At 55.9% G+C, this 20,606-nt stretch carries 19 protein-coding genes; 11 read left to right on the plus strand and 8 right to left on the minus strand.

What is annotated here, in order from left to right; genetic code table 11:
* The coding region (locus K8V32_RS09805; RefSeq protein ID WP_303906539.1) for a transporter substrate-binding domain-containing protein at positions 1–522 on the minus strand (522 nt) is incomplete at its 3' end.
* Between the two features lie 241 nt (positions 523–763).
* Here K8V32_RS09805 and chcB1 point away from each other — a divergent pair.
* The 6 genes from chcB1 (at position 764) to chcC2 (ending at position 7,675) form a co-directional block, all read left to right on the plus strand.
* Complete coding sequence (chcB1, locus tag K8V32_RS09810; RefSeq protein ID WP_303906541.1) at positions 764–1,522, plus strand: trans-4-hydroxycyclohexanecarboxylate dehydrogenase; 759 nt, start codon at positions 764–766, stop codon at positions 1,520–1,522.
* Positions 1,523–1,596: 74 nt separating this feature from the next.
* The gene (locus tag K8V32_RS09815; protein WP_303906544.1) at positions 1,597–2,409 is read left to right on the plus strand and encodes an IclR family transcriptional regulator; all 813 of its coding nucleotides are present in this window, start codon (positions 1,597–1,599) and stop codon (positions 2,407–2,409) included.
* 112 nt (positions 2,410–2,521) lie between these two features.
* A complete protein-coding gene (gene chcC1 / locus K8V32_RS09820) occupies positions 2,522–4,180 on the plus strand; it encodes a 4-oxocyclohexanecarboxylate 2-dehydrogenase (RefSeq protein ID WP_303906547.1) in 1,659 nt (552 codons plus the stop codon).
* Positions 4,181–4,513, plus strand: a complete 333-nt coding sequence (locus K8V32_RS09825; protein ID WP_303906550.1) for a Dabb family protein — start codon at positions 4,181–4,183, stop codon at positions 4,511–4,513.
* Positions 4,510–5,886 carry an MFS transporter gene (locus tag K8V32_RS09830; protein WP_303906553.1) on the plus strand — a complete coding sequence of 459 codons (1,377 nt, stop codon included), beginning with the start codon at positions 4,510–4,512 and terminating at the stop codon, positions 5,884–5,886. The genes K8V32_RS09825 and K8V32_RS09830 overlap by 4 nt, the downstream gene beginning before the upstream one ends.
* Before the next feature lie 34 nt (positions 5,887–5,920).
* Positions 5,921–7,675: a 4-oxocyclohex-2-ene-1-carboxylate 5-dehydrogenase gene (gene chcC2, locus K8V32_RS09835; RefSeq protein ID WP_303906556.1), complete on the plus strand. Its 1,755-nt coding sequence runs from the start codon at positions 5,921–5,923 to the stop codon at positions 7,673–7,675.
* A gap of 107 nt (positions 7,676–7,782) precedes the next feature.
* Here the strand turns inward: chcC2 and mgtE are convergent, their stop codons facing one another.
* Both mgtE and K8V32_RS09845 read right to left on the minus strand, forming a co-directional pair.
* A complete protein-coding gene (mgtE, locus tag K8V32_RS09840) occupies positions 7,783–9,141 on the minus strand; it encodes a magnesium transporter (RefSeq protein WP_303906559.1) in 1,359 nt (452 codons plus the stop codon).
* A 393-nt stretch (positions 9,142–9,534) separates the two neighbouring features.
* A complete protein-coding gene (locus tag K8V32_RS09845) occupies positions 9,535–10,287 on the minus strand; it encodes an IclR family transcriptional regulator (protein ID WP_303906562.1) in 753 nt (250 codons plus the stop codon).
* A 97-nt stretch (positions 10,288–10,384) separates the two neighbouring features.
* Between K8V32_RS09845 and K8V32_RS09850 the strand changes: the two genes are divergently transcribed.
* Together K8V32_RS09850 and K8V32_RS09855 are read left to right on the plus strand one after the other, a co-directional pair.
* Entirely contained in the window at positions 10,385–11,389 is a 1,005-nt protein-coding gene (locus K8V32_RS09850) for an ABC transporter substrate-binding protein (RefSeq protein ID WP_303906565.1), read from the plus strand.
* A gap of 48 nt (positions 11,390–11,437) precedes the next feature.
* Positions 11,438–12,493 carry an amidohydrolase family protein gene (locus K8V32_RS09855; RefSeq protein WP_303906568.1) on the plus strand — a complete coding sequence of 352 codons (1,056 nt, stop codon included), beginning with the start codon at positions 11,438–11,440 and terminating at the stop codon, positions 12,491–12,493.
* Positions 12,494–12,525: 32 nt separating this feature from the next.
* On the opposite strand, the gene K8V32_RS09860 is transcribed toward K8V32_RS09855, so the two are convergent.
* The 5 genes from K8V32_RS09860 to K8V32_RS09880 form a co-directional block, all read right to left on the minus strand.
* Positions 12,526–13,140, minus strand: a complete 615-nt coding sequence (locus tag K8V32_RS09860; protein ID WP_303906617.1) for a response regulator transcription factor — start codon at positions 13,138–13,140, stop codon at positions 12,526–12,528.
* On the minus strand, positions 13,134–14,264 hold the full coding sequence (locus K8V32_RS09865; RefSeq protein WP_303906572.1) for a sensor histidine kinase: 1,131 nt from the start codon (positions 14,262–14,264) through the stop codon (positions 13,134–13,136). Before K8V32_RS09865 ends, K8V32_RS09860 begins: the two co-directional genes overlap by 7 nt.
* A gap of 5 nt (positions 14,265–14,269) precedes the next feature.
* Positions 14,270–15,076 (minus strand): ABC transporter permease, encoded by an 807-nt coding sequence (locus tag K8V32_RS09870; protein ID WP_303906575.1) that lies wholly within the window; start codon positions 15,074–15,076, stop codon positions 14,270–14,272.
* Positions 15,073–15,996, minus strand: a complete 924-nt coding sequence (locus K8V32_RS09875; protein WP_303906578.1) for an ABC transporter ATP-binding protein — start codon at positions 15,994–15,996, stop codon at positions 15,073–15,075. The genes K8V32_RS09870 and K8V32_RS09875 overlap by 4 nt, the downstream gene beginning before the upstream one ends.
* A gap of 75 nt (positions 15,997–16,071) precedes the next feature.
* Positions 16,072–16,884, minus strand: a complete 813-nt coding sequence (locus tag K8V32_RS09880; protein WP_303906581.1) for a TspO-related membrane protein — start codon at positions 16,882–16,884, stop codon at positions 16,072–16,074.
* Between the two features lie 151 nt (positions 16,885–17,035).
* Between K8V32_RS09880 and K8V32_RS09885 the strand changes: the two genes are divergently transcribed.
* The 3 genes from K8V32_RS09885 to crtI are packed head-to-tail and all read left to right on the plus strand — an operon-like array spanning position 17,036 to position 20,594.
* Positions 17,036–18,097 carry a polyprenyl synthetase family protein gene (locus tag K8V32_RS09885; protein WP_303906584.1) on the plus strand — a complete coding sequence of 354 codons (1,062 nt, stop codon included), beginning with the start codon at positions 17,036–17,038 and terminating at the stop codon, positions 18,095–18,097.
* Complete coding sequence (locus K8V32_RS09890; RefSeq protein WP_303906588.1) at positions 18,097–18,981, plus strand: phytoene/squalene synthase family protein; 885 nt, start codon at positions 18,097–18,099, stop codon at positions 18,979–18,981. The genes K8V32_RS09885 and K8V32_RS09890 overlap by 1 nt, the downstream gene beginning before the upstream one ends.
* A complete protein-coding gene (crtI, locus tag K8V32_RS09895) occupies positions 18,978–20,594 on the plus strand; it encodes a phytoene desaturase family protein (RefSeq protein ID WP_303906591.1) in 1,617 nt (538 codons plus the stop codon). The genes K8V32_RS09890 and crtI overlap by 4 nt, the downstream gene beginning before the upstream one ends.
* Positions 20,595–20,606: the final 12 nt, after the last annotated feature.

The raw sequence follows: 20,606 nt of genomic DNA on the forward strand, positions 1-20,606 counted from the left end.
GCAAGCGTTATCCGGATCGATGGTATCTTCCCGGTCAGAGCGTTGGGCCCACCGGACACCGGCGTTGAGCGTATTTACGAAATCATAGTTTGTAGGGCGCTCTTCGGTATCAGTGAAACCCGAGCCGCCGAAATCTAGGGTTCCGGCAGAGACCGCCGGTAGGATCATCGCAAAATCCTGTTCCACCGTTCGCAACTCGAGTCCTAACACCCCGGCTAATGCGCGGGCCAGGTCGACTTCCAGCCCGATAATCTCGCCCTGAGAATTTTTGAATTCAAAAGGTGCAAACGGCGGGTTGGTACCCATGCTCAGATAGCCTTTGGCCGCAATGTCATCAGGTACCAGCGCGGAGATCTCAGGGTTTTCGTCCGGAACGATTTCCTGCCATCCCTCGGGGTTGCCTTGCTCTTCGTTCGTCACGCAACCGGTGAACAACACGCTAGCCAGCATTGCACCGACGACGCTTTTGAGTAGCATCCGACGCACCGGCGACGACGGGATAAGGCGAGGGGAGACGGGCATGGAGAAAGTCTAACCGTCTTGAGCATCCCGGAAGGCATTATTGAGTGATTCTAGTGGCAGAAATCAGTGTTGCTGGGCGGTCAATGAATGCAACGTCAGATCGCACACGGCTGTGCGTCAGGGGAGTTATCGGTGGGGCAAATGGCCTCGGGCACGAGTGAGTTCACAAGCTCCGCATAAAAGAGTGTTCCATTGAATGGATGTTGGGTGTATTCGTTTTTCAGCGCGGTACCCTGGCTTTATGAAATCTAGATCACAAAGAGTTGCGGACAAAGTTGTTTTTATCACGGGAGCTGCCTCTGGCATGGGTGCATCACACGCGCGCATGTTGGCTGCTGAGGGTGCCAACGTGGTCATTGCTGATATTGATGAGGCTGGCGGTAAGGCACTGAGCCAAGAAATTGGCGAAGATCGCGCACTCTTTGTCAGCTTGGACGTCACGAAGTATGAAAACTGGCAACAAGCGGTTGACCGCACGATTGAACGGTTCGGCAAAATGGATGTGCTTATTAATAATGCGGGGATATTCTCTGCTGGGTCAGTCGAAGATGCCAGTCTCGCCGACTGGGAAAAGACTATCGCCATTGACTTGACGGGAACATTCTTGGGAATGAAAGCGGCTGTACCGCACTTGAAGAAAAATACGACGTCGTCGATTATAAATATTTCATCAATTGCCGGCGTAACAGGCTTTAAAAATCGCGCAGCCTACTCTGCTGCTAAATGGGGCGTGCAAGGCCTCACGAAAACCTCAGCCTTAGATTTTGGAGAATATAATATTCGGGTCAATGCGATTCACCCGGGAAGTGTAGAGACACCATTGACCGCAAATCTGAAAAGAGGTTTGGGTCAGATCCCGTTAGGTAGGGCTGCCCAGGTCGAAGAAATTTCACACTTGGTCGTGTATCTGGCTTCGGATGAGTCTACGTTTACCACTGGGGGTACTTTTGTGGTGGATGGTGGTGAGACTGCGGGGAATAACCTGCGTGACGACCAGTAAGCTCGGAAACGGTTCAACACGACGGCCCGGTTTGAGGGGCCTGCGGGTTTTTAAATTCTAGTAAGAGGAGCTTCATGGCAAATTCTCCGTCTGGGGAGTCACTTATTAGCAGGGCCGTTCGTGTGCTGGGAGCGTTAGCCGACCAAAACACCAAGGGCAAAAGCGTCCGCGAGACGGCCGATCTAGCCCGCTTACCCGTTTCTACAACCTACAGAATTTTATCTGAACTAGAAGTTGAAGGGTTAGTGTCCCGCGTCGATTCCAACAGCGGGTGGAAGCATGGCACACGGTTGTGGGAGTTGGCGTTGAGTGGTGCGCCACTGGAAGGACTACGCGAAGCTGCTGTTGCGTCTATGGAAGACCTGGTTGCAAACCTCGAGGTTCATGTCTCACTTGGGATCTTGGATCGAAATGAGGTGCTGTATATTGAGCGGCTTGCACCGCATTCCTTGACGGAGAATATAACAGCGGTAGCCGGTCGGCTGCCGGCTCATGCCACTTCTGCAGGTCTGGTTCTGATGGCCTATGCATCGCAGGCTGAACAAGACCTTTTGCTCAGTCGTAAGCTCAAAAAGTTCACGGAGACCACCGTGACAGATCCCAGTGAGCTGCGGCGTATTTTGGCAGTGATTCGACGCGATGGGTTTTTTATTGCTCCTGGGGCGATTATCGCTGAGTCGACCGGGATCTCAGTGCCCATATTTGGTGAGTTGGGCAACGCCATCGCTGTTCTGACCGTCATCGTTCCTGCCAGTCATGAATCGCCCGAAAGATTTGTTACTCACCTGAAATTTGCTTGTGCAGGAATTCAGCGCCAACTTGGCGTGGAGCCAAATAGGGGAGTGGGCTTTTCTCGCCGCACTGCTGCTGCACCACAAGAACGATGAGGTGTTTCATTCAATAGACTCAGCTGATCCATTGAATGAAACACCGGCCCCCAGGGCCGGATGAGGCGGTGCATGATGTAGATCACTTCTAACGCGAAAGGTGATTTACGCCATGAAAATTTTGGGGCATCGTACTCTTGCCGAACAGTATGACCTGGTTGTGGTTGGCTCCGGGGCTGCCGGTCTGACGTCAGCTGCTACTGCTGCTGAATCTGGGCTAAAAGTCCTCGTCATCGAAAAGTCAGAGCTGCTGGGCGGCACCTCTGCAGTCTCCGGCGGCATGCTGTGGGTCGTTGATAATCATTACGCGCAGCAAAACGGCGTGGAGGATTCAAAATCTGCCGGACGTGAGTATGTTGAAGCCGTTTCGCGTGGACGTGGACGCCACGAACTGCTCGATGCCGCAGTCAACCATGGCGCCGAGATGCTGCGCTACGTAGACGAAAAACTCGGTGTCGAGTTTATTTTCCTGAATAATTTCCCTGACTATCGTCAAGATCTACCGGGTGCGGCAAAAGGCGGCCGAACAGTCGAACCCCAGTTGTTTAACTATCGCGACTCCCTGGGGGACCTGGCCAAATATATTCGAACGGATGGCCGTCACCCATACACAATGCAGGAATATGAAACCTGGGGAGCTTTTACACGATTCCCCTGGGATGAGCTACAAGAGCGCATGGATTCCGGCATCGCAGCAAAAGGCCACGCACTGGTTTCCATGTTGGTGGCAGCCTGTCAGCGTTACGGGGTAACGTTCGCCGTTGAAACACAAGTTGAACGACTCCTCGTGAATGATAATGCCGTAACCGGTATTGTCACCGCGCAAGGCCAAGAAATTACGTCCGGGGCAGTCATGCTGGCATCCGGTGGCTTTGAATGGGACCAGACATTGGCAGACTCCATGTTGGCTTCACGTCTATATACGGTCTGCTCTCCGCCGTCGAATACTGGCGACGGGCTGAAAATGGCACAGCGAATTGGGTCAGCAACGCGAGGAACCCGTGAAGCTTGGTGGGCACCCATGTCATTGACCGGTGGCATCAGAGACGGTCGTGCCATTGGATCACTTCTGCGTTTTGAACGACAAGGCCCCGGTTCGATTATGGTCAACCGACACGGCCAGCGGTTTGCAAACGAAGCACAAAACTATAACGATCTTGCACGGTGTTTGCAGTCCTGGGATTCGACGAATAATCAGACCCTCAATACTCCGGCGCACGTGATCTTTGACCAGTCCTATCTGGAACGCTATGGAATATTAGACCACCGGGCCGGCCAGCAAACCCCGTCCTACCTGCATCAAGCTGCCACGCTGGAAGAACTCGCAGAAATAATTCACGTACCGGCCGACGCACTGGTAGCAACTGTTGATCGATTCAATGCAATGGCGATCGACGGAGTTGACCGGGACCACGGCCGAGGCGATTCAGCATACGACCGTTATTGGGGTGATGCCCAATGTCCATGGCCGAACCCGTCACTTGGCCCGTTGCAATACGGACCCTACTACGCACTCGAAGTTGTCAACGGAGCCTTCGGCACCAGCGGCGGAGTGGGAACTGATGGAAACGGGCGAGTTGTCGACGTTGACGACATACCAATCCCAGGACTCTACGCAGCCGGCAACGTGGCTGATTCGCCCTATGCATCCGGATATCCAGGAGCCGGCGCCACGCTGGGTCCGTTGATGACCCTGGCATATCTTGCCGCACGCGACGTTGTTGATCAGGCAGCTACACAACGCAGTGCATCCAAGGAAGTGCTGGTCTAAATGCTTCGACACATCGTTCTGTTCAAATGGAAAGACTCCTTTACCCACGACATCCGTGACCAATGGATTATTGGGCTAGAAGCCATGATCGGCAACATTCCCGGCATGATTCGTCTCATTCACGGCCCCGATGTCCTGTCCACGGATAAATCGTGGGACCACGCAATTATCGCCGATTTCGAATCCGTCGATGCCCTTCAGGTGTACAACACCCATCCGTTGCACGAAGCGATCAAACCATATTCACTACCCAACGTTGAAGATATTGCTTACGTCGATTTACAGATCAATGATTCAGCAGCAGCTGATAACCAACAGGAGACCTCATCATGAGCGCACCAACTCCACAACTCGAACACCGTCAAAGCCCCAAAAAGGCCGCACTCGCCTCATTTTTAGGCTCGACCCTGGAATACTATGATTTCTTCATCTATGGGACGGCAGCTGCATTAGTTTTTCCGCAACTGTTCTTCCCAGAAGGTAATGAAGTCGTGGCTACGATCGGTGCTTTCGCAACCTTCGGAGTAGCCTATATAGCCCGACCGCTTGGCGGGCTGGTGATGGGGCACTTTGGCGATCGACTGGGACGCAAGAACGTGCTGCTGTTGACGTTGCTCATCATGGGAATTGCTTCTCTTGGCATCGGACTGTTACCGACATATGGGCAGATCGGGCTGTGGGCAACCGTGTTATTAGTCATCGGCCGATTGGCCCAAGGATTCTCAGCCGGCGCTGAGTCTGCCGGAGCGTCCTCGCTAACTTTAGAACACTCACCGGAAGGTCGCCGCGGGTTCTTTACATCCTTTGTGATGACCGGTTATGCCTCCGGTATGGTGCTGTCGACCCTGGTATTCATTCCGGTATCGATGCTCCCAGAAGAGCACATGATGACCTGGGGATGGCGAGTACCATTCTGGTTGTCGGTACTAGTCTTGGCCCTAGCGTTCTGGGTTCGAACAAAACTCGATGAAACACCAGTTTTCGAAGACGACGTGAAAAAGGAACACACCCGGGGCGCTCCAGCCGGGCTGGCACTGAAATACCAAGGTTTCGATGTCTTACGTGTTCTGCTAATGTCTATCTTCTCCGTCATGCAAACCATTTTGACTGTCTTCGGTTTGGCATACGCGACTGATCAGGGCGGATTTGAACGGGCCGAAATTCTTGGGGTCAACGCCACAGCCATCGGGTTGTCGATGCTGGTCATGCCAGCCTTTGGGATCTTGTCAGACAAGATCGGTCGCAAACCCATGATGCTGTTTGCCATGATTGGCAGTGCCATCTCACTGTTCCTATATTTCATGGCGTTAGGTACCGGCAATATTTGGTTGGTCTTCATGGCCACAGTGTTGTTTATGACCATCTGCTATTCCGGGTTCAACGGGGTGTGGCCAACCTTCTTCGCTGAACTCTTTGCTACACCGCTGCGCTACACCGGCATGGCCATGGGCAATCAGCTGGGACTGGTAGTTGCCGGCTTCGGACCAATGATCGGCGGACTCCTACTTGCCGATGGTGTATTCGGATGGATTCCGGTGGCTATCTTCGGAGCCGTTTGCTCGCTACTGGCTATCTTGGCCGTCCTATCGGCGCGCGAAACCGCCTTTACGCCGGTCAAAGATCTCGGGGAACCCTATTGGAAAGCCCAGCGACTTCAGGACTCATCCGTCAAGATTACTACCCCACCAACCTCCCCGGTTGCCTAACCACACTCAACCGTTATGGAAGGAACAAATATTTATGTCATACACTCCATCACCTGCCCGTGACTACGATGTTCTTGTTGTGGGGTCAGGCATCGCAGGGCTCTCCACAGCCATTGCCGCGGCTCATCGTGGATTGCGAGTCGTCGTCGCCGAACAAAATCCGTATTTTGGTGGGACTACCGCGATCTCCGCTGGCTGGGCCTGGGTGCCAGGCAACCCGGCTGGTCAAAAAGCCGGTGATTCGAAAGACGAAGTGAAAACCTATCTGAAAGCGCTGGCCCCGGAAAATTTTAACGAAGAACGCATTGACACATTTTTGGACACTGTTCCGGAAGCTATTAATTTCTTCGAAAACCACACCGAAGTGAATTTCGTCTACCCCGAAAAGGCGCCAGACTACCAAATGGATCTCCCCGGCGCACGAATTGGCGGCAGAGCCATCTTACCTGGCGATGCTGATGCGAGAATTTTGGGGAAGCGTCGTAAGGAACTTCAGCCGTATCTCAGTTCCTATACGGTATTTGGTTATATGCCACAGGTGGGTGATGACCTGACCCAATTTCTTTACGCAAACCGTTCGCTAAAATCCTTTGCTTATGCTGGTACCAAATTGACTCGAACCTGGTTTGACCAATTGACCAAAGGCCAGCCGATCAAACGAACCAACGGGTCAGCAATGATCACTCGCATGGTGAAATCTGCGCTCGATGCCGGCGTGGAGATTTGGACGTCCACTCCCGTGGAATCATTGATACAGCATGACGACGGCGCGATTACCGGAGCCGTCCTTGGCGGAGGCCGTCACAGTGGTGCGGTCAATGCCCGATACGGTGTGGTGCTGGCCGGTGGTGGATTTACCGGTAATGCCACACTGCGCCGAAAATACTTCGATCACGACCCAGAAGGCACCAACCACATCACCCCGACGGTGGGACACAACGGTTCAAGTGCTGTGCTGGCCATCAATGCGGGCGGACAGATCAGTAACGATGTCTTCACTCCGGGTTCGTGGGCACCAGTCACTGAATTCAAACAACTCAGTGACGACCGGCAGCGGTTGTTTCCCCACCTTCGACAAATCGGGTTACCCGGAATGATCACCGTGGATCGTCGTGGCAAGCGCTTTGGGAATGAAGCACTGAGCTACCATGACTTTGGCCGCCAACTGTTGGAACACGACAAAAATGAAACCGACACCTATGCATGGATCATCGCTGATGAAAAATGCATGGACACCTACGGGATCGGGTATGCAAAACCGTGGCCGATTCCACGCCAATACTTCTACGACACCGGCTTTCTCCTGAAAGCCACCACGCTGCGAGAACTGGCCGAAAAAATCGGTGCCGACCCAGCGGTTTTGGAAGTAACCGTAGAACGGTTCAATGGTTTTGCTCGAAAGGGCGAGGACGAAGATTTCGGACGGGGATCTACCGCGTATAACCATTTCCGTGGCGATCCGTCACACAAACCCAACCCAAACCTGGCTGAACTGAAGAAGGCACCATATTATGCGGTGCGTATCAGAATGGGCGATCTTGGCTCATTTGCCGGACTCGATGTTGATAACGACGCCGCCGTGCTCAATACTGCAGGCCAACAGATCGCAGGTCTTTACGCTGTGGGAGCTGCCGCGGTTTCAGTATTTGGAGGCGGATACCCCGGTTACGGATCACACATTGGTCCTGCCATGGTCTTTGGCTACCGGCTAGGACGTGACATTGGCTCGCGGGGCGTTGCTCAGAGCGTAGATAACAGCACACACTCCATGACGAGCGCGCGCAGATAGCCTATTCATGATGGTGGCTGCTTCGTGACACCAGAAGCAGGCACCATCAACGCTATATGGCCGACAGCCGGCCATATAGCGTTACATACTTGTACGGCCAGCGGTGGTTAGATTTGCAGGATTGCCCGGGCAATCACAAAGTAAATAATGAGCCCGGTGGCATCGACAAACGTCGAGATAAATGGGTTGGAAAACACGGCCGGATCGACTTTGATCGCACTAGCGATTGCGGGCATGACACCACCTACGCATGCGGCGACGGTACAGATAGCCAGCAGCGTTAGCCCAATCACCACACCAACGTCCAGAGCGAAGAAGGCCCAGGCAACCAAAAACCCGAGTGATCCAAGCGATACACCGAGCATGAACCCGGTGCGTAATTCGCGGATAAATACGCGGAAAATATCGCGAGGCTGAATATCATCTAAAGCCAACGCACGGGTCACTGTCGTAGCCGCCTGGTTGCCTGTGTTGCCGCCAATGCCGATTAGCAGCGGCACAAATAATGCCAATACACTGACGGCTTCTAGCGTTTCTTCAAACACCGCCATGACTTGTACTGTCAGGGTGGCACCGATGGCTAGGACCAGAAGCCAGGTAAAGCGGCTGCGAACGAGGCGCGACACCGGAGTGGAGAGGTAAGGCCGACGCAGTGGTTCAACACCACCTTGACGCGAGACGTCTTCGGACTCTTCAAATTCGAGAATCCGGACGGCGTCGTCGAGGGTAAAAATTCCTACCAGGCGTTCTTCATGATCGACCACTGATACTGCAAATTGTCCACGACGTGCGGTGCGACGGGCTACCACCTCATCGTCCTCGGAAACATCTGCGGTAATAGTGGATTCCATGAGGTTTTCTATCAGCTGGGTTTCTTGCGCACCCAAGAGTTGCCGCAGGTTGATTGCCCCAACGACTCGCCTTCCTGAGTCGATTACGGGCAAATAGTACACGGTTTCCACGGTGTCTAAACGTTGTTGGACTCGGGCGAGCGCTTCAGCGGCGGTATGCCAGGGACGCAGCGTCACAAACTGGGGGCTCATGCGGCGTCCAATGGAGTTTGCCGGATAACCCAACAGGGTGGACGTTTCTTCGCGCTGGCTGTCATCAAGGCCGCGCAACAGTCGCGAAGCTACCGTGGCGGGCAGTTCGTCGAGTAACCAGACGCGATCATCCGGGGCGAGCTCGTTAAAAAGTTCCGCGGTGTCGTGTTCTTGAAGGGCATGCACCAGGTCACTTTGTAAAACCGGTGAAAGTCCTTCGAAAACACGCAGCGCCAGGTCTTTATCTAACAACCGGTAGACGATGGCTCGGCGTTGGTGGCTGAGCCGGTCAAATATTTTGAGAAGTTCAGCGGGTTTTAGCAGGTTGATTTGCCGGGCGACCGTCGTCAAATTTTCTTTGTGCAGGGCGTCCGTGATCGAGCTGATGAGCTCTTGGATGTCTTGGGATTGAGTAATAGCCACAACAATCACTTTCGTTTGAAAACGCGTCGCGGGAAGATTCCCGAAAGATTGATTGCTGGAGCACTACACATGGGTGAGGGTCTCAATGGGCCTCAACCTGATTACTCACGTGACGCGATAACTGGGTGAGCAAAATGGGTGGCGTCCAGCATGGTACTAGAACATAAACTGTCGTCCATTGCGGACACCTCCCTAGATAGTTCGCTCCCCGCGTTTGATATGACGCGTGCGGGAAAGCCTGATTGGCGCTTATTCACCATAACACCGAATGTCTTACTGCCGAATTTGAACGCGTAGCCCTGGCTGCTTACGACAGCCAAGACGCCGGCGCGTTCTGCTCTCAAATTTGGGCGTGTGTCATGTCTTGGGTTGTGGCCAGGGCAGATTCTTCGACTACAGCAGTGGTTTGACCGCTTGGGCTGAAGCCCGGAGCAGTTCAATGATCGGTTGTAGTTTCGTATCGGGCAGTCGGGCGGATGGTGCAAGAACCGATAATGCCGCCAGGATGCGCCCAATAGCGTCCTGAATGGGGACACTCACTGCTGAGATGCCCTCGGTGCTTTCCTCGCGTGAGACCGCGTAGCCATGTTTGCCAATCTGCTGCAATTTCTTGGTCAGTTCAGAAATATCTGTGACCGTGTGGGCCGTTAGAGCTTTTAGGCCATCGGGATAGAGCGCTGCAAGGTCCTGTGGGGATAGTTCTGCTAACTGCACTTTGCCGCCCGCTGTTGCATAGGCCGGTAAATGCGCACCAACTCGCGGACTGGCCCGTAAAGTGTGCGGTGATTCGACCCCGTCAATAAATTCAATGTGCTCACCCATCAGCAGGGATAACGACACTGACTCCTGAGTTATTGTCGCGACGTGTTCCATATGTGATTTCAAAACTCGACGCAGCTTTAACACATCAGCATTCGGGGCTCGACGGTCAATGAGCTTGGCACCTGGCCGATAGATCTTACTTGTGGGATCTTGTACAAGGTAGCGGCGGTGAGCCAATGTGGCCAACAGTCGATGTGCGCTGGATGGCGAAATCTCAAGTTCTTCGGAAACACGCCGAACACGTACTTCGCCACGTTCAGTCACCATATCCATGACGGTCAATGCATTGTCGACGGATTCAATGAGGAAATCTGGAACACCCATGTTTCATAGAATAGAACATCAGGCTGATATTGTTCCGTAATGTTCTGGTGGTTGATTATTCTGTCCGAAAGCTGTGGCTCAAGGTCAGGAGAACATCATGGCGAAAAATTTTCCAATCACCCTTGTCACCATTCTTGCTGCGGGCGGTATAGCACTGACTGGATGCGGTGGCTCGAACGGAACAGAAAGTACGGGCCAAAATGGGCAAACCGCTGATGGCGGCGTTGAACCAGAAACTTCAGAAATTACGGTTGCCGATACAGCCGGTATGCCGTCAACTTTCCTGGAATATGGCGTTGAGGAAGGCTTTTTTGAAGATCAAGGGCTCACCGTTAACGTCGACGTGAGTATCGGTGGAGCCGCGGCAGTGCCTGCTGTGGTCAGTGGGTCCGTACAGATGGCGGGTTCAAATTCCGTGAGTGCAATCATTGCGCACGATAAGGGACTACCGATTCAGATTGTCGCGGCTGGTACCCGCGCAGCTGACCAGCCGGAAGAAGACTTTGCTCGCATCGTCGTCCCTGCTGACAGTCAGATTGAAACTGTGGCAGATCTCGAGAACAAAACAGTAGCAGTCAACACGTTAGAAAATATCAATGACGTCACGATCAAGACGCTCATGGATGATGCCGGGGCTGATAGTTCCACGGTCGAGTTCGCTGAAATGGGATTTCCCGATATGCTGCCTGCGCTCGACAACAATCAGGTTGATGCCGCGCTGTTGATTGAACCATTTGTCTCTATGGCAGAACAAGGGGACACTGTGGCAATCGCGAGTCCTTATGTAGAGACGATGCCTGAACTGATGGTTGGAACCTACCTGACGTCTGCGGAATTCATTGAAAATAATCCGGAAACTGTTGCAGCGTTCCAGCGCGGGCTCGAAGCAACTGGTGCTGCGATTCAAGAAGATCCAACTGCTTTCCGTGCTGCCTTACCCGAAAAGAGCAATATTGATCCGGAGCTTGCCGAAGGCGTACGCCTGCCCGTGTGGCGTGCAGAGGTCGACCGTGAATCTTTGGATTTTTTGAACGAAAAGATGGCTGAGTATGGCCTACTCGAAGAGCCGACCGACATCGAACCACTTGTATACGACGAATGAACTTCCTCAGTCTTATTGCCGAAGCATTACGAATATTCAGGAGAAGGAATGACCGAACATAACGCACCATCCGCTGCATATCGACGAATCGCGACCGAGGAAGCGTGGGCGCCGCCGGAACTATTTGAGACATTCCGACAAATCCTCACCGCCTCGCAAGTGGATGATCCAGGATTGAACAGCCTCATGGGCTATTACGCACTGGGTGACACCGAGCGTCCGAAGTTCATCCGCCACCGGATGACAGACACCGACTCACTTCGGCTCCAAGAAATGACAGCTGCTGGAATTGACCACCAGATCCTGTCTTTGACGGCACCGGGAGTGAACCCGCTGCCAGCTCAACCTGCTACCGAACTGTCGCGACTATCGAATGATCGATTAGTAGAAATCATTCAAGACAACCCACAGAAATTTTCTGGATTGGCCGCGGTCCCCTTCACCGCTGCAGACGCAGGTGCTGCCGAATTAGAACGGGCCGTGCACCTGGGACTCAAAGGAGCAATCCTCAACTCCCACGTGCGAGACCACTACACAGATCGCCCCGAATTCTTTAGCTTCTATGAAGCCGCTGAAGCCTTGGATGTACCAGTCTATCTACACCCCAACGCACCCTCAGCCAGGCTATTGGGACCATTTCACGAACGAGGACTAGACGGTTCGATATATGGTTTCGGTGTGGAGACAGGCCTGCATTTGCTGCGCTTGATCGTATCCGGGATATTTGACCGATACCCGAATCTGAAGATGGTGGTGGGGCATGCTGGTGAAGCGATTCCATTTTGGATTAACAGGATCGACTACATGTACCAGCGTCAGATTGCCGGGGGCCGCTACCCGCATGTCGCTGCGTTGCCGTTGAAGCCTTCCGAATATCTCCGGCGCAATGTTTGGATTACGACTTCAGGAATGAACTGGCCCGATGAAGTCATGTTTACCAGAACCATGATGGGCCGCGACCGTGTCATGTACGCCATGGATTATCCATACCAATACGAACCAGATGAAGTTCAGGCTATGGAAGCCTTGCCGATTTCGGAGGAAGAGAAACAGCGGTTCTTCGAAGGCATTGCCACGGACGTGTTCAAACTCGACCTCGAATAACGCATGGACATCTCGACCGTGTGTCCGGGTGGTTACAGCCAGCCGTTTTGCTGTGCCACTCGGGCCGCCTCGGTCCGGTTGGTCGTCTGGGTCTTACCGATCGCCGCTGACAGGTGATTACGCACCGTCCCAGCCGAAAGATGCAGCCGCGCAGCAATATGTTTGACCGAAGAGCCCGCCAGGGCTTCGCGCAGCACATCGCGCTCGCGGTCCGTCAGCGGATTGGCGCCAGCGCTCAGGGCTTCGGCGGCAAGCACCGGATCAACCGCACTCCCACCGGCATGTACGGTGCGAATGGCCTCGGCCAACTGCTCGGCAGGAGCATCTTTGACCATGAATCCGCGCGCTCCGGCTGCCATGGCACGCTGCAAATATCCGGCACGACCGAACGTCGTCAAAATCAGTATCGCGACGTCGTCACCATAGAACTGAGTAATCTGGCCGGTTGCGGTGATGCCGTCGACTTCGGGCATTTCAATGTCCAACACTGCGACATCAATGGTGTGCTCGCGGATCGCCTCGACCACCCCGGTGCCGTCGGGGAGCTGGGCCACGACGTGCAGGTCGTCTTCCAGGTTCAGTAGCGCGGCTAATCCGGCGCGGACCAGGTGCTGGTCGTCGGCCAGCAGGATGCGAATGGTCACAATCTCACCTCAACACGGGTTCCGGGTTCGCAACGGCATAGCTTCAGGGTACCGCCGGCCGAGGCGACGCGGCGCTGAAGTCCAGTCAAACCGTGGTGGGCGGCGGGGTTGGTGTCGAAGATGCCCACGCCGTCGTCGGTGATGCGGAGCAACATCCGCCCGTCGCATTCGGTGATCGTGATGGTGCAGGTGGCGGCTTGGGCATGCCGGATGACGTTGGTCACGGCCTCGCGGATGACCCAGGCGAAAACTTGTTGCTGTACCAGCGTCAGACGGGGCGGGGTATCGGGGCGGTCCAGTGTGATGCCGGCTGCGGTGAGGGCCTGCTCGGAATGGTCGAGTTGTTCAGCCAGGTCGGGGTGTTGTAGATCAGTGACGGCGGAGCGGACTTCGGATAGTGAGCTACGCGCCAGGGATTCGATGTCGGCCAGTTCAGTTTTAGCAGCGGCCAGGTTGGTGTCGATCAGGCGCTGGGCGAGCTGAACTTTGACGGTGATGGTGGTCAGGGAATGGCCCAGCACGTCGTGGACGGTTGAAGCGAGCTCTTCGCGCTGGGTGGCCAGAGCCAGCTGTTCGGAACGTTCTTTCTGGGTGGCGTCCATTTCCATGCTGATGCGGATGAAGATCATGATGATCGCCGGGGACGCGACCGAGGCGATAAACCAGTTGCCGGAGTCGTCCAGGTTGCCAATGGCAACGATGGCAATTGCGCAGCAGAAGAGGATGACCATGGCGAGCAGGCCGACGGCGATGCGGTGGTTGAAGATCCAGGTGGCCATCAAATACGGCACGATGTTGATGATAGCCGTTGGGGTTACCTGGGCCATGATGATCCCCAGTGCCACCAGAACTGCGGTGTAGACCAGTGTGTTGCCGGTGCGGTTGAAGCCAGTGATTGGTTCAGGGTGCAGGAAGTTGCGCAGGTAGACGACGGGGAAGGCCACGAGTGCGGCCCAGCCGGCAATTTGGGCCGGTAGCGGGGCGGTAGTGTTGAGGAATCCGATGACCGTCCAGGCCATAAAGATCAGCCAGATCCCGGAGGTAAATACGATTGCCCGACGCTCCGGTGGGGTTGCAGGAGCCTCGGGCAGGTAGCCGCCGGTGGTGTATTTCGATAGCGGGTGCATCGGGATTATCGGGCTGTCCTGCGTCGACTCCCCAGTACGCACAGGAGTGCGAAGATCGCCGTCCACGCACCAATATTGGCCAAGAGTACCCACATGGATTCAAATTCTACTGCGGCACCCGGTTCCATTGGGATCAGCATGCCTTCAGTTTGGGGCCAGCGGGCGAGCATGGCGGGCCCGTACAGCGGGGTGAATTTGCCGATGTCTAAAAGGACGCCGCCCAGCGGGATGAACAGGTTACCGAAGAATGCGAAGAGGACCAGGAACCCGGAGGCCGCGCTGACGGCGGTTTCAGAGCGGAACAGCAGGGCGAACGCCAGACCGTACAGTGAGAATGGCACCGCAACGGCAACACACAGGGCAGCCGAGGTGAGCCAGTGGGTGAATGAATCGAAAGTCGCGCCGGTCATGGCGCCCACAATGTAGACGATCAGAATGGGGCTGATGGCCATGAGCAACGCCATGAGCATTTTGCCCAGGATGTAGTTGCCCTCAGTTAGGCCGGTCATATTGAGTTGGCGACCCCAGCCCATGGTACGTTCCACGGCGGCTGAGCCGGCCATGGCGGTTGTGGCGATGACGGCCCCGTAGACGGCCATTGAGGTCATAACATAAGCCGAAACGTTGCCGTAGCCGGCTGGCATTTCGCCTTGATCCATTGCCACACCAAACATGAGATACATCGCCGCCGGAAGGACGAGCACGAAAAAGGTGGCATCGAGCATACGAAAGTTGCGCCAGAACTCCCAGGCCACGAACCGGAACAGAATTTCTGCTTGAGATTTTCTGGGGGTAGTCAGAGGTGTCGTCATTGTGAGACCTCCTGGGAATCTTGCGTCATGGTGAAGAACGCTTCTTCGATACCGGGTTGGATAATGGTCAGATGACGGATCAACCCGGCGGACAGTAACTGTTCGGCAATCCGGTCGGTGTCTGGTGTGGTGATCTGGATGCGATGCAGTTCGGAATTGTAGGTGACCTGATCGCGTGGGACACCAGCGGCGGCGGCCCACTGGAACGGATCGGTTTCGCTGATCCACTGGGCGGAGAGTTTGCGTTGCAGCCCGGCGGTCATGTCATCGACGCTGCCGTCGGCCACAACCTGGCCTTGGTTCATCAGTACGACCCTATCGGCGTAGTCGTCGGCTTCGCGCAGATAGTGGGTGGCAAATACGATGGTGCGTCCGCGTTGGGCTTCGGCGTGCATCGTATCCCAGAAGTCTTTGCGCGCTGTGGCATCCAGTCCGGCGGTTGGCTCATCGAGGATCAGCAACTGCGGGTTGGTCAGCAGTGCCAGGGCAAAGCGGAGGCGCTGTTTTTGGCCGCCCGAGCATTTCTTGAGCTTGCGGTGAGCAAAACCGGTCACCCCGGCGCGCTGCATCACGTCGTCGACGGGCAGATGCTGGTGGTGGCAGGCGGCAATCATTTTGATGGTCTCACCGATGGTCAGGTCATCCAGTAGCCCGCCGTCTTGCAAGACCGCTCCGATATAGCCCTCACTGGCCGCGCGTTTGGGTGGCATGCCCAAGACTTTGATCGAGCCATGATTGGGGTCGGTGAATCCGAGGACCATATCTAACAAGGTGGTCTTGCCGGCTCCGTTGGGGCCGAGCAGGGCCAGTACTTCGCCCGCGTTGATGGTCAGGCTGACATTGTTGACGGCGCTCAGGTCGCCGAAACGTTTGGTGACTGTTGCAATACCAATGGCTGGGGGAGAGGCAGAAGTATTCATGCTTCAAGTCTTCCGCACCACGGCCTGTAACGGAACAGCCGTGCATCATGACTTTGCCATGACAGATGTCATGGTTTACCACGTGGTGCGCGCGTCACTGCGTAGGGACGTCATGCGAATGACGACGGTCGCCACCAGCACCACGGCCGCGGCAAGTAATGCGGCCCAAACGATGATCGGGGATTCGAACTGCCCCTCCAACCGAGCAACCGCCAGCCAGGTGAGACCCCACGAGATGGCCAGTGCCGGCGCGATTCGGCCGCGTGAATAGACTGCGAGCCCCACACTGATAATCATCACGACGGCGATGATGACAACACCAGCCCATTGCCACCCGGGGAATGTGCGCACCCCAAAGGTTGCGATCCAGGCGGCGATATTCGCCGTCGTCGCAACACACACCCAACCCAAATACAGGCCAAAGGTGCCGTCGGTGAGCAGGGCATCGGTTTTGGTGTGCGTGCGAGTTTTGCGCAGGATCATCACCATGCGAACCAGAACCACCAGCAGCCCAAGGATAATCAGCACACTGGCCCAAAGAACGCCGGCCTGCACCACGGCAATCCAGACGGCATTGAGCACAGCCGACAGTGCGGCCCAGGGACGCAATTGACCGTGGCGTTCGGCGTGGCGGGACCCCTGGCGTTGGGCGGGTAAGAGCTGATAGATCGCGTATCCCAAAAGCCCGGCGTAGATGATGCTCCAGATACTAAAGGCCGGCCCGGCTGGAGCCAATGGCGTGGCATCGGCGGATAGTGCGCCGTCGGCGGCTTGATTGATGGGTGTGCCACCGAATGCCCCGCTGCCGAGCACCGCCAGCCCGATCGCTGCGAATACTGCGAGCATCGTGAGCATTGGGATGAACCAAGAGTGCACTTTTTGTTGCATCGGATCTTTCCTATCGCAGGGTGCCATCGAATGGTTAGCAGCTAGTATAGTTAGCCAAGCTAGTGATGTAAGTCACCGTGGGTGCGGGTTTGCGGCCCGTGACCTCTAGTATCGTGCGCTGCCGCCACCTACTATTTGAACAGGAGGAGCCATGCGCATCCAGGCCCAACTGACCCCGAACGCCGAATCCGACAAAATATTTGCAGCGGCAATCGATCAACGCCTCGATCAGCTGGTGGACGCCCAAATCCAGGGTGCGGCCACCACGAATATGGCTCAACTGTGGCGTCAGATTGGCCAGGCCATGCAGGGTGGCAAACGGACCCGGCCCATGCTGGTGCACCTTGGGTATCAGGTGGTCCGCGACGACGCCGATCCGCGCACCATTGAGGTCGGGTGTGCTTTTGAATTGTTGCACACCGCGCTGGTCATGCACGATGACATCATCGATCAGGACTTTAGGCGCCGCGGCCAACCTACCTTATCGGCTCATTACCGCGATGCCGCCCTGACCCGGGGTAAGTCCAGGGCTGCTGCCGAACATCTTGGCAATGCTGCGGCCCTGTTAGCCGGGGATGCGCTGATCGCCACCGCAATCCAGGTGCTCACTACCGCATGCGCGCAGCTGGGTAACGCCGAGCAGCTTGTTGAGGTTTTCCACGCCGCGATCCAACATTCGGCGGCCGGAGAATTCGACGATGTGCTGTTTTCCTCCCACCTGGAATCCGCGGGCCTGGAGGACGTGCTGTGCATGCACCGGCTGAAAACGGCTGCCTATTCTTTCCAAGCACCACTGGTCACCGGTGCGCTGCTTGCCGGCGCTAGGGACGACGTCGTCGAACAGTTAGAGCATTTGGCGCATCTGCTGGGCAGTTGTTATCAAATCATTGACGACGTGCTGGGCACCTTTGGTGACGAAGCACAGACCGGCAAACCCACTGACTCGGATTTACGCGAGGGCAAAATGACGGTGCTGATCGCGCTGGCCGAGGCCATTGAACCAACTGCGGTGCAGGGCTGGCGCGACGGTGAGCTGAGTAATGATGCGATGCGCGCCCTTTTTGTTACCCACGATCTTGAAACACAGGCCCGGCAACTGGCCGAGGAGTGTTGTCACCAGGCCCGGGTACAACTGGCTGCGCTGCCGGTTCGAGCACATGTGCGCACCACGTTCCGGCGTCTTATTGATGATCTGTTGCAAAGGACCCACTAATGAAACACCCCACCGCACTGCACCGATATACCACCGCGGCAGTTTCCAGTTCCGGCAAAATCATTGGTGAGTATTCGACGTCGTTCGGCCTGGCCTGCCGGTTTTTAGGAAAACTGGCCCGGCGCGACATTGGCAACGTGTATGCGCTGGTGCGCTTGGCCGATGAAATTGTCGACGGCGTAGCCCAAGAGGCCGGGCTGGACGTCAACGCCACCGCCGGAGAACTTGACCGGTTAGAAACTCAGACCGAGGCTGCGCTCACCACCGGCTACAGCACGAATCTGGTGGTGCACGCATTTGCCACCACCGCCCGGACACACGGTATTTCCACCGAGCTGACCCGACCGTTTTTCCGGTCGATGCGGGCTGACCTGTACTACCAGCAGCACACCGCGGCCAGTTTGCAGGAGTATATTTATGGTTCCGCCGAAGTGGTGGGGCTGATGTGCCTGGCGGTGTTCCGCAATATGCCGGGTACGGATACCAGCGACGACGAGTTATTGGTGACCTCGGCACGCAGGCTTGGAGCCGCATTTCAGAAGGTCAATTTTTTGCGCGACCTGGCCACCGATTACCAGTACTTGGGGCGCTGTTATTTTCCAGGAGTGGACCCCGAAGCATTTGGGGAGGACCAGAAACGCGAGCTGGTAGCCGAAATTCGTGCTGATTTGGCGGCGGCAACACCGGGTATGCGAAAGCTTGATCCACGGGCCCGACTCAGCGTAGAAATGGCCCACCGGCTGTTTAGCGAACTGACCAATACCCTGGATCAACGCCCGGCCGGTGAGCTGCTGTCCGGTCGGGTCCGGGTCAATAATACGCGCAAACTCGCCATTGCCGCTCAAACCGTATCCACCGCGTTGCTGAAGAAACAGAACTCATGACCACACGCCACCACACCAAATCCAGTGTCATCGTCATCGGGGCCGGCGTGGCAGGTCTGGCCACCGCAGGACTGCTGGCACGCGACGGGTACGACGTCACCGTATTTGAAAAAGAACCCCGCATCGGTGGCCGGGCGGGCGTCTTGGAAGATCAGGGCTTCCGCTGGGATATGGGGCCCTCCTGGTGGCTGATGCCTGGAGCATTTGAACACTTCTATGAACTCATGGGCACCACGGTTGCTCACGAACTGGACTTGGTGACGCTCAACGATCCGGCGTTTCGCATGTTTACCGAGGGTTTCCCACCGTTGGATGTCTCAACCGGTCCGGCCAATATGATGGCGCTGTTTGAACACCTGGAGCCCGGTGCTGGGGCGGCCGTTGAGCACTATCTGTCCGAGATGGGCACCGACTACGGGCTGGCCATCCAACAGTTTTTATATACCAACTTCACTGAACTGCGCGGCCTGACCAGTCCGGAAATCATGCGACGCCTGAGGCGGCTGGCCCAAAAACTCACCCGAACCCTCGAATCGGATGTTGCCGCCCAATTTCAGGATGTGCGCCTGCGCCAGTTGCTCACCTATGTCGCAGTGTTTTTATCCTCGGCACCCAATATCACCCCGGCGTTTTACGGGATCATGAACTACACCACCCTGGTTGAAGGGGTGGCCTATCCGATGGGCGGGTTTAGCACATTTGTGGATTCGCTTTACCGCCTGGCCGTGGACGCCGGAGTGCGCATCCACACCGACACGGCAGTAGAACATATTCATCACACCGGCACGCACCGACGCCGCCGGGTCGCAGGTGTCACCTACCGTAATGCGACCGGGCAACACCGGATGATGGCCGATGTGATCGTCTCGTGCGCGGATCGCCATCATACCGAAACCCAACTGGTGTGGGACTCACGCTCGGCGCGACCCAAATACTGGCAGCGCGCCAACCCGGGCATGAGTGCCGTCCTGGCCTATCTGGGGGTTGAGGGCGGACTGCCAGAACTGGCGCATCACTCGTTATTCTTCAGCGCTGACTGGGACGCAGATTTTCACGCCGTCTTCCCGCCATCCGACCGCCCGGATCGCAGTGCGTTTTCTCAATCTTTCTACGTTTGCCGTGCTTCGGCCACCGACCCAAGTGTGGCACCGGAAGGCTATGAGAACCTCTTGCTCCTTATTCCGGTGCCCGCGATGCACAACGGGATCCTGGGTAGTCTGAACCACACCGAAGACCAAGAGACCACCGCGATCGTCGACCAGGCGGTTGCACTCATTGCCCAACGCGCCGGCGTTGCCGATTTGGCCCAGCGCGTCGTCGTCCAACACACGATGGCCACCGGAGATTTTCAAGACATGTTCAACGCCTGGCAAGGCAATGCGCTGGGACTGGCCCACACCCTGGAACAATCCGCATTCTTCCGTGGTTCCAATGCCGCCAAATACCTGGGCGGCCTGTATTTTGCTGGAGCCACCACCGTACCTGGTGTTGGGTTACCGATGTGTTTGATCTCGGCGGAAAATATTGTCAAACGACTACGCCACGACACCACAACCTCGCCCATGCCCACCCCGCTGCAACCCAGCACGACACCTGCGGCACATAACCGCTAAGGAAAGGACGCA

Origin of the sequence: Enteractinococcus helveticum (assembly GCF_020742345.1) — a bacterium.
In the GTDB taxonomy this organism is placed as follows: Bacteria; Actinomycetota; Actinomycetes; order Actinomycetales; family Micrococcaceae; genus Yaniella; species Yaniella helvetica_A.

What these genes read in the sequence shown, in the direction of transcription:
- K8V32_RS09845 (WP_303906562.1), bottom strand. Translation starts at nt 10,287, where the DNA reads ATGGGTGTTCCAGATTTCCTCATTGAATCCGTCGACAATGCATTGACC.
- crtI (WP_303906591.1), top strand. Translation starts at nt 18,978, where the DNA reads ATGACCACACGCCACCACACCAAATCCAGTGTCATCGTCATCGGGGCC.
- K8V32_RS09855 (WP_303906568.1), top strand. Translation starts at nt 11,438, where the DNA reads ATGACCGAACATAACGCACCATCCGCTGCATATCGACGAATCGCGACC.
- K8V32_RS09825 (WP_303906550.1), top strand. Translation starts at nt 4,181, where the DNA reads ATGCTTCGACACATCGTTCTGTTCAAATGGAAAGACTCCTTTACCCAC.
- chcC1 (WP_303906547.1), top strand. Translation starts at nt 2,522, where the DNA reads ATGAAAATTTTGGGGCATCGTACTCTTGCCGAACAGTATGACCTGGTT.
- K8V32_RS09850 (WP_303906565.1), top strand. Translation starts at nt 10,385, where the DNA reads ATGGCGAAAAATTTTCCAATCACCCTTGTCACCATTCTTGCTGCGGGC.
- K8V32_RS09830 (WP_303906553.1), top strand. Translation starts at nt 4,510, where the DNA reads ATGAGCGCACCAACTCCACAACTCGAACACCGTCAAAGCCCCAAAAAG.
- K8V32_RS09885 (WP_303906584.1), top strand. Translation starts at nt 17,036, where the DNA reads ATGCGCATCCAGGCCCAACTGACCCCGAACGCCGAATCCGACAAAATA.
- K8V32_RS09890 (WP_303906588.1), top strand. Translation starts at nt 18,097, where the DNA reads ATGAAACACCCCACCGCACTGCACCGATATACCACCGCGGCAGTTTCC.
- K8V32_RS09875 (WP_303906578.1), bottom strand. Translation starts at nt 15,996, where the DNA reads ATGAATACTTCTGCCTCTCCCCCAGCCATTGGTATTGCAACAGTCACC.
- chcC2 (WP_303906556.1), top strand. Translation starts at nt 5,921, where the DNA reads ATGTCATACACTCCATCACCTGCCCGTGACTACGATGTTCTTGTTGTG.
- chcB1 (WP_303906541.1), top strand. Translation starts at nt 764, where the DNA reads ATGAAATCTAGATCACAAAGAGTTGCGGACAAAGTTGTTTTTATCACG.
- K8V32_RS09865 (WP_303906572.1), bottom strand. Translation starts at nt 14,264, where the DNA reads ATGCACCCGCTATCGAAATACACCACCGGCGGCTACCTGCCCGAGGCT.
- K8V32_RS09870 (WP_303906575.1), bottom strand. Translation starts at nt 15,076, where the DNA reads ATGACGACACCTCTGACTACCCCCAGAAAATCTCAAGCAGAAATTCTG.
- K8V32_RS09880 (WP_303906581.1), bottom strand. Translation starts at nt 16,884, where the DNA reads ATGCAACAAAAAGTGCACTCTTGGTTCATCCCAATGCTCACGATGCTC.
- K8V32_RS09815 (WP_303906544.1), top strand. Translation starts at nt 1,597, where the DNA reads ATGGCAAATTCTCCGTCTGGGGAGTCACTTATTAGCAGGGCCGTTCGT.